Source organism: Micromonospora sp. KC606 (genome assembly GCF_004348675.1).
Classification (GTDB): Bacteria; Actinomycetota; Actinomycetes; order Mycobacteriales; family Micromonosporaceae; genus Micromonospora.
The window spans coordinates 1-7,986 of sequence record NZ_SMKN01000253.1; the positions used below are offsets into that span (position 1 = coordinate 1).

Genomic DNA, 7,986 nt, shown 5'->3' on the forward strand with positions numbered 1-7,986 from the left:
TGCTGGGGGTAGGGCTGCGTCGGCAGGCGCATCCACTCCGGCAGGTTGGTCCCGCGCACTCGGCGAGGCAGCGTCGGCTGCTCCTTCGCCCGGCACCGGAAGAACGGGATACGCACGTCGACCTCCTTGCGACTGTGGAAGGGGCCGCCCCGCTACGGGGGAAGGCGGGGACGACCCCGAGCGAACACTCCTGCCGAGCTCTTCCACCTCCGCCAGGCAGCGCCGCATGCCAGACACACTGCCAACCCGTGACCGGACAGCAACACCGCGTGTGTATATGGTGGACAACAATCTGCGATGTCCGCTGGAGGTCTGATGAACGACGCGCTGCGCGTAGCACTCCAAGAGGCAGGCCACACAACGGATTCCCTGGCAGCGCAGATAGGCGTAGACCCTAAGACCACTGACCGGTGGCTCCGCCAAGGCCGCATCCCGCACCCCGCACACCGCGCAACAGCAGCCGCCGCTCTCGGTCGAGACGCGCCGGACATATGGCCGGACACTTCAAGACGCCGCATCCGTGATCTGGTGTGGTTTCGCCCATGGCAGGAAATGGAGCGCGAGGCCGCAGAGCTTCGATGGTTCGAGTCCAACGTCTTGCCTGGACTGCTACAGACCGAGGCGTACGCACGAGCAGTTCTCGGAGCAAGCGGACGGCGCACGCCGGACGAGGTGGATCAACTCGTGGCGGCGCGGCTCGCTCGGCAGGCCATCCTGAGGCGGGAAAACCCTCCATGGTTCACGGCGGTCGTGGACGAGTACGCGCTACGGCGACCCGTAGGCGGCCCCGAAGTGATGCGCGAGCAGATCCGCGCGCTGATCGATTGGTGTCGACATCCCCACGTCCGCGTGCATGTCGTGCCACGGGCCACGGGGGCATACGCTGGGCTTGACGGACCATTCGTCATCGCCTCCAGCCGGGATCACCGCACAGCCGCCTACCTGGACACCCAGCTACAGGGGCAAGTTGTAAGCGACCCGGATGACGTGACGGCCATACTGGCAGCGTGGGAGAGCGTCCGTGGTGAGGCGCTATCTCACCGACAATCAGTCGATCTCATGAGGGAAGTGGCAGAGACATGGACCTGACCGGCGCCCGGTGGCGCAAGAGCACCCGCAGTAGCGGCAACGGCGGCGCGTGCGTTGAGGTTGCTGACAACCTCTCTGGCGTCGTCCTGGTCCGCGACACCAAGAACCGCGACGCTGGCACCCTCCAGTTCAACCCAGCTGCCTGGCAGGGCTTCGTGAATCTGGCGAAGCAGATCGGCCCCGTGGGCTGACCAGCAACACGAAGAAGGCCCTCAGCGCGAAGCCTTGGGATCCAGCGGTCCTCGCAACCCCAGATCTCCTGGGAGTTGCGAGGACCGTGTCCGTTTCCGCTGGGCGGGCTCGGGGCCGCCGGCAGCAGCGGATCAGGGTCAATGAGCCGCCGTCGCGGTGCTCGGCAGCTCTGGGTCAGGCGGCGCACAGCGGCGACGCCGAACCTCTCGGTGACTGGTGTCCCCACTCAACCGCGAGGTCGGCCGCCGGTACGATCGCCAGCGCCTGACGGTCCACGGCGGCGCGGGCCGAACGCCGACGTGGCGGGCAACCGCCCGGATCGGGTGCACCGCCCTGGGTGGGCGAGTCGGTCGAGCGATCGCGGTAGGTTCCGCCCGTATCCCCGTCGGCTCCGCCGGGGTGGTGCCGGGTCGACCCGGCATTGGAATCGGGTCCGGTCGGCGCGGTGTGACCGGCCGGTCGGGTCGACGTACCCGGCCGCGCCGGAACCGGTCCGCCGTCCGGCGACGATCCGGTGGCGACCGACCGCCCGGTCGTGACCGCCGACGCGGGGGTGGTCAGTGGCGTGGTGTCGGGCGTGGCGGCCCGGCGGCCGAGCCCGCGTGGCACGGCATATGGTGGCGGGCTCGCCCGCACGTCGTCGGCAACCTCCGGCATGTCCGACGACCCGCACCGCCCGGCCCGGCGCGCGAACTCGGCACGCACCGCGCGGGGGAGTCGCTCGTACGCCACCCGGCGCAGCGCCGGGTCCACGAAGGCGTACCGGTCACGCGGGTCCTGCCGGAGCAGTCCGTCAGCGGCTAGTCGGCACAACATGCCCGCCGCCCGGCCCGGCGTCCAGCCGAGCAGCCGGTCGACCGCAGCCCCGGTGAATTCCGCGCCCAGCGTCGCCCCGGCCATCAGCACCGCCCGCTGTACGCCGTCGAGCCGGTCCAGCCGCGCGCCGGCGACCCGCCGTACCGCCTCGGGCAGCGCCTGCTCGGCCGCTGCGGACCCGTCGCGCAAGACCTCGACGACGTACCCGGCGGCGTAACCCGGCACACCGGCGACCAGGGGCAGCAGCCGTGCGGCCAGCGCGGCCGGCTGCCCCGAGCGGACCAGCATCCGCCGCAGCAGCCGGCCGCTGTCGAGCGCCGGCAGCGGCGGTAGCGTCACCCGGCACCGCCGGCCGGCGGTGCCGGGCAGCAGATCCGCCCAGTGCGGCCGGTGGGTGACCAGCACCGCCAGTGGCAGCCCGCGCACGGTGGCCGCCGCGAACAGGGTGTGCAGGAACCGGCCCAGCTCCGGTGCGGCGCGGTCCAGGTCGTCGACCGCCACCACCACCGGCTGCCGGGCAGCCACCGCCAGCAGCACCTCCCGGCAGGCCGCCGCGCCGTTCGCAGCGCCGTTCCCCCCGCTCAACAGCCCCGCCAGCGCGCCGACCGCCGTGGCGGCCCGGGCCGGCGGGAGCACCCCGCCGACCAGGGCCGCCAACCGGCGGCGGAGCACCGCCGGCGCGTCCCCCTCGCACGCGCCAGCGAGTTCGCGGACCAGGTCGGCGACCGGGGCGAACACCCCCTCCGGGTACGGCGGGCAGTGCGCCACGCACCAGCGCACCGACGCCCCGTCGACCTGCCGCAGCGTCCGGCGCAGCTCGTGCAGCAGGCGGCTGCGGCCGATGCCGTCCGGGCCGACCAGCGACACCCAGCGGGGGCGGTGCTCCCGCACCGCGCGGACGAGCTGCTCCCTCGCGGTGGCCAGCTCGCGGCGCCGCCCGACCAGCGGCCCGTCGTGCCGCGCCGGCCGGGGCCGGCGTGCCGCGCCGGCCCGCCAGACGTCGACCGGCAGCGTCTTGCCGGCCAGCGCCGCCGGGGCCAGCGCGTGCTGGTCGACCAGCCCGGCGGTGGCCCGGTGAGTGGCGGCGCAGACGACCACGCCGCCCGGCGGCGCGTACTCCTGCAACCGGGCGGCGGTGGTGGTCACCGTGCCACTGGCCGCGCCGTGACCGCCGTCGCGGGCGGCGGCCAGGTCGACCACCACCTCGCCGGTGGCGATCCCCACCCGAACCCGCAACCGCACACCCCCCGGCATCGGCCGCCGGTCCAGCGCCCGTTGGATCTCCAGCCCGGCGCGCACCGCCCGGTACGCGTCGAGCCCGTCGGAACAACGGGCGCCGAACAGCGCCATCACCGCGTCGCCGACGTACTTCTCCACCACTCCCTGCCAGCGCCGCAGTACCCCGGCGACGGTGTCGAAGTACGCCCGTTGCAGGGCCCGGACGTCTTCCGGGTCGAGCCCTTCGGTCAGCGCCGTCGAGCCGACGATGTCGGCGAAGAGCACGCTGACGGTGCGCCGTTCCTCCGGCACCGGCCAGGCCAGCGGGGTGACCTCCCTTTTCCGACCGGTGACAATCGTGGACATTGGCATCGCACCCACCTTCCCCAGTAGCGGGGCCTGACGACCCTCGGAGACTGTCACCAGCGGGCCGTCGGGGGATCTGCAGAACGACGTATGTCAGCGCACCGCAACCTTTGGTCACAAAGTCGACGCGAGGAGTACCACAGAGCCGTCCAGCCGGTAGAACGGTGCGGGAGCGGTGACTAGGCTGCGGTGCATGGCCAGCGATGTGGACACCGCACCGCTCGTCGGCCGTGCCGACCAGCTGACGGAGCTGCGCTCCGCGCTCCTCAAGCAGCCGGGGCCGGGGCAGACCGCGGCGGTCTTCCTCAGCGGCGAGAGCGGGGTGGGCAAGTCCCGTCTGCTGCACGAGGCCGGGGCACGGTTGCGTGACGCCGGAGCCGTGGTTCTCACCGGCTCCTGCCTGGACATCGGCGATGCCTCGCCGCTGCACCCGGTCGTGCAGGCGCTGCGCCGGCTCGACGCCGAGCTGAGCGTCACGCAGGCCCGCACCTCGTCCGCCGTCCGCGGACTGCTGCGGATGTTCGCCGACGAGCCGGCCACCCCGGACGGCGGCGCGCTGCTCGAACGGGTCTCCCGCGGGCTGAGCCTGATCGCCGAGGGCCGCCCCCTGGTGCTCGTCCTCGACGACCTGCAGTGGGTCGACCGGAGTACCCGCCAGCTGCTGCTCTACCTCCTCGCCGGCCTGGGCGACCTGCAGCTCTCCGTGCTCGCCGCGATCCGGGCCGAGGCGTTGCAGGGGGCCCATCCACTGCGCCGGGTCCTCACCGAGCTGCGCCGGCTGCGGTCGGTACGGGTGCTCGACCTGGCCCCGCTGGGCCGGGCCGACACCGACCGGCTCGCCGCCGCGATCGTCGGCGCCCCGCTGGCCCCCGAGGCCGCCGACCAGATCTGGCAGCGCAGCGGCGGGAATCCGTTCGTGGTCGAGGAACTCGCCCGTGACCTGCGTGACGGCCACGACGGCCTCTCCGACACGCTGCGGGAGATCTTCCTGGCCCGGGTCGACGCGCTGCCCCGGCACGCGCACGCCGTGGTGCACGCCGTCGCCGCCGGGGTGGAGCCGGTGGCGCACTGGCTGCTGGCCGAGGTGCTGCACCTGCCGGAGCAGGAGCTGATCGGCGCGGTCCGCGCCGCCGTGGCGCACCGGCTGCTCGTCGGCGCCGACGACGGCTACCGGCTGCGCCACCGGCTCGTCGCCGAGGTGCTGGAGCACGAACTGTTGCCGGCGGAGTGGTCGGCCCTGCACCGGCGCTACGCCGAGGCGCTCACCCGGGCCCCTGCCGACCTGCACCAGGCCCGGCTGGCGCACCACTGGCGGCTGGCCGGGGAACCCGCAAGGGCCCTGCCGGCGGCGATGGCCGCCGCCCGGGAGGCCGAGCGGTTGCACGGTTTCGCCGAGGCGCACCGGCACTGGTCGGTGGCGCTGCACCTGGCTGCCACCCCGGCGGCCGGTCCCGTCACGACGCCGGTCGAGGTGGATCGGACGCAGCTGCTGGAACACGCCGCGGAGACCGCGCACCAGTGCGGCGAGCACGCCCGGGCACTGTCCCTGCTGGCCGAACTGGCCGGTGCGGACGCCGCGCCGTCGTGCGCGCTGCGCATCCGGCGGGCCCGCTACCTCGCCGCCGCCGGCCGGTCCGCCCCCGCCGAGGCCGAGTACCAGCGGGTCCTGGAGGCGGCCGACTGCACCGACGGGGAACGCGCCACCGCCGCCGCCCGCCTCGCCGAGCTGCTGCTGCACCTGGGCCGGTACGCCGAGGCCGGCCAGCGGGCCCGGGATGCGCTGCACCTGGCCGCGGCCGTCGAGGGCAGCACCACCGAGGTGGTGCTCGCCAGCTCCGCGCTGGGCTTCAGCGAGGCGTTTCTGGAGGATCCCGACGCCGGCCTGGCGGTGGTGCGCCGGGCGTTGGAGACCGCCGAGCGGGCCGGCCGGCCCGAGGATGTCGCGTGCGCCTACCTGCACCTGGCAGAGCTGCTGACCGGCCCGCTGAACATCCTCGAGGAGGGGGTGGTGGTGGCCCGGCGGGGCGCCGAGCGGGTCGCCCAGCTGGGGTTGGGACGCACCTACGAGACGCGGCTGCTCGCCATCGCCACCAACGGGCTGTTCCGGGTGGGGCAGTGGGCCGAGGCGGAGAAGGTGGTCGCGGCGGCGCTGCGGCACCGCCCGTCCGGCGCCGACGCCGTCGAGCTGCTGCTGGCCCGCTGCCGGCTCTCCGTCGGCTACGGCGACGTCGATGCCTCCGACCGGGATCTGGAGGCGGTGGCCACCATGCTCGCCGGCGGTGGCGCGCCGCGCCACGTGCTGCCGATGCTGATCCTGCGTGCCGGGCTGGCGATGTGGCAGGGCCGGCACGACGCCGCCCGGCAGGCCGTGCAGCGCGGCCTCACCGAGAGCCGCTCCGACGACGTGGTGCTGCTGGCGACCCTGGCGTGGCACGGCCTGCGGGCGGAGGCGGAGGCGCGCGCCAGCCGCACCCTGCCGGTGGACGAGACGGCCCTGCGGCGGCTGCGGGACGCCGTCGACCGGGTGACCGCCAAGAGCGTGACGGCGGCCGGCCCGGTCCGTTACGTCGCCGAGGGTTTCCTGGCGCTGTGCACCGCCGAACTGAGCCGGCTCGACGGTCGCGGCGACCCGGAGGCGTGGGCCCGGTCGGCGGCCGAGTGGGACCGCCGCCACCACCCGTACCCGGCGGCGTACTCGCGGCTGCGGCAGGCCGAGGCGTTGCTGGCGCGGCGTAACCGCAGCGCCACCGCGGCGAAGCTGCTGCGCCAGGCGTACGAGACGGCGCAGGGGCTGGGTGCGGTGCCGCTGACCAGCGAGATCAGGAGCCTGGCGGGGCGGGCCCGGGTGGAGTTGGAGGAGCGGTCGCGACTGCCCGCCGGTCGCTCGGTCAGGCGGGGCGGGGCGACCGGTGACGAGCTGGGGGTGCTGACCGCCCGGGAGCGGGAGGTGCTCGCCGCGGTGGCCGAGGGCCTGACCAACAAGGAGATCGGCCAGCGGCTGTTCATCAGCGAGCGCACCATCGGCGTGCACGTCTCGCACATCTTCGACAAGCTCCAGGTGCGTACCCGGGTGCAGGCCAGCGCGATCTTCCTGCGCAACCGGGGCGAGTGACGTACGCCTGTCGTAACGCGAATACGTCGTTCTACTGATGGCGTCGTCGTACCGCGCTGGAAGGCTGATGCGCGGAGGACGACGGCACGGGCGCGCCCTGGACCACTGTGGAGGAGACATGACGGAACCGGTCTGGGGTCCGGTCCACGCCGACATCGTCGGCCTGCTCGCCGACCACCCCGAGGACGTGCCGGCGGTGGTGGACCACCTGACCAAACTCCAGGACCTGTTGGTGCGGCTGCCCCCGCTGGAGGCGAGCTGCCCGCTCGCCGACTTCAACCGGCTCTACCTGACCATCACCACCAGCGTCCTGGAGGGGTTGTACGACGACTTCTTCGCCGACCCGGTCTTCCTCGCCCGGCTCGACGTGGAGTTCGCCGCCCGCTACTTCGACGCGCTGCGGCTGTGGACGGAGTCCAGCCCGACCACACCGAGGGCGTGGTCGTGCCTGTTCGAGCGGATGCGGGGGCCGGACGCCCGGCCGCTGCCGTCGGCGGCGGCGGGGGTGAACGCGCACATCAACTTCGACCTGCCGTTCGCGCTGGTGACCACCTTCGACCACCTGGAGTCGGAGCCGGTCGACGGCACCGACCAGCACCGCGACTACCTGAAGATCAACGACATCTTCGCCGACAAGATCCCGTCGCTGCGCCGCGGCTACCTGGAGCGCTGGCAACTGTTGCTGGACATGCTCAACGGCGACATCGACGACTGGTACCAGGGCGAACTGGTGGAATACACCCGGGACGTGGCCTGGCGCAACGCCCAGAAGATCTGGCGCTGCCGGCACGACCCGCACGCCCGAGACTGCGAGCGTACGCGGTTGGACGACAACGCCGCGGCGCTCGGCCGGCTACTGCTGTCGCCGCTGGGGGCGTTTCTGCAGTAGCCGGGACGGGGGGTCCCCGCGCTCCGGGAAACCGGGGCGCGGGGACGTGTCCTGCCCGACCGCAGCCGGTCGCCGGCCCCGCCGCGTGCGCGCCGACGCGGTTCCGGCTCTGGCGTCTGGGCCGTGACCTCCGCGTCCGGCCGTCACGGTGGCGTCAGCGACCCGCAGGCGCTGGCGGCCGTCCTGAACCAGCCAACTGTCCGGTGAACGTCCCCGGCTTGCCCGTTCCGCCGGGCGGGGCCGGGGACAGCGCCTACGGTCGGTGCAGGAGGCGCGGAGAGTAGGACGGGGCATGGCGCAGGGG

At 73.8% G+C, this 7,986-nt stretch carries 5 protein-coding genes; 4 read left to right on the top strand and 1 reads right to left on the bottom strand.

Going from position 1 to position 7,986, the window contains the following annotated elements:
• Positions 1-315: 315 nt before the first annotated feature.
• Entirely contained in the window at positions 316-1,089 is a 774-nt protein-coding gene (locus E1193_RS28185) for a DUF5753 domain-containing protein (RefSeq protein ID WP_132186208.1), read from the top strand.
• Positions 1,086-1,280: a DUF397 domain-containing protein gene (locus tag E1193_RS28190; protein WP_132186211.1), complete on the top strand. Its 195-nt coding sequence runs from the start codon at positions 1,086-1,088 to the stop codon at positions 1,278-1,280. Before E1193_RS28185 ends, E1193_RS28190 begins: the two co-directional genes overlap by 4 nt.
• 175 nt (positions 1,281-1,455) lie before the next feature.
• Here the strand turns inward: E1193_RS28190 and E1193_RS28195 are convergent, their stop codons facing one another.
• A complete protein-coding gene (locus tag E1193_RS28195) occupies positions 1,456-3,687 on the bottom strand; it encodes an adenylate/guanylate cyclase domain-containing protein (protein ID WP_243707945.1) in 2,232 nt (743 codons plus the stop codon).
• Between the two features lie 187 nt (positions 3,688-3,874).
• On the opposite strand from E1193_RS28195, the gene E1193_RS28200 reads away from it, so the two are divergent.
• Together E1193_RS28200 and E1193_RS28205 are read left to right on the top strand one after the other, a co-directional pair.
• Positions 3,875-6,793 carry a helix-turn-helix transcriptional regulator gene (locus E1193_RS28200; protein ID WP_132186209.1) on the top strand — a complete coding sequence of 973 codons (2,919 nt, stop codon included), beginning with the start codon at positions 3,875-3,877 and terminating at the stop codon, positions 6,791-6,793.
• A 118-nt stretch (positions 6,794-6,911) separates the two neighbouring features.
• A complete protein-coding gene (locus E1193_RS28205; protein WP_132186210.1) occupies positions 6,912-7,682 on the top strand; it encodes a DUF5995 family protein in 771 nt (256 codons plus the stop codon).
• Positions 7,683-7,986: the final 304 nt, after the last annotated feature.

What these genes read in the sequence shown, in the direction of transcription:
- E1193_RS28185 (WP_132186208.1), top strand. Translation starts at nt 316, where the DNA reads ATGAACGACGCGCTGCGCGTAGCACTCCAAGAGGCAGGCCACACAACG.
- E1193_RS28195 (WP_243707945.1), bottom strand. Translation starts at nt 3,687, where the DNA reads ATGCCAATGTCCACGATTGTCACCGGTCGGAAAAGGGAGGTCACCCCG.
- E1193_RS28200 (WP_132186209.1), top strand. Translation starts at nt 3,875, where the DNA reads ATGGCCAGCGATGTGGACACCGCACCGCTCGTCGGCCGTGCCGACCAG.
- E1193_RS28205 (WP_132186210.1), top strand. Translation starts at nt 6,912, where the DNA reads ATGACGGAACCGGTCTGGGGTCCGGTCCACGCCGACATCGTCGGCCTG.